1 protein-coding gene is annotated in these 389 nt (G+C 39.3%); it reads right to left on the minus strand.

What is annotated here, in order from left to right; genetic code table 11:
* The coding region (locus GB932_RS21745; RefSeq protein WP_497755933.1) for a GTP 3',8-cyclase MoaA family protein at window positions 1-389 on the minus strand (389 nt) is incomplete at both ends.

A 389-nucleotide genomic window follows, 5' to 3' on the forward strand; every position in this document is an offset into this window, starting at 1 on the left:
AAAGCCTTCAGCAAATCAAATTCATCCGCTCCGAAAAGACAGTTTTTCATTTTCCCATCTGAAGTGATCCTGATTCGGTTACAGCCAGCACAGAAAGCATTGCTCATGGTAGAGATCAGTCCGAAAACTCCTTTGCTTTCTTCACTAATCCGATATTTTCTGGATGTATCATTTTTCTGATCCGTTATTTTTTCAAACGTAAAGTGCTGTGAAACCAAATCAAGCATTTCCGCGACCGGAATCACTTTTGCTTTTTCCCAAGAATTTCCGGTGAATGGCATAAATTCTATAAACCTCAACTCTATCGGATAATGATGGGATAAGGCAATGAATTCCGGGATCTCATCATCATTGAAACCCCGCATTACCACCATATTCAGTTTTACATT

It is taken from the genome of Microbacterium karelineae (assembly GCF_009745985.1).
GTDB lineage: Bacteria > Actinomycetota > Actinomycetes > Actinomycetales > Microbacteriaceae > Microbacterium > Microbacterium karelineae.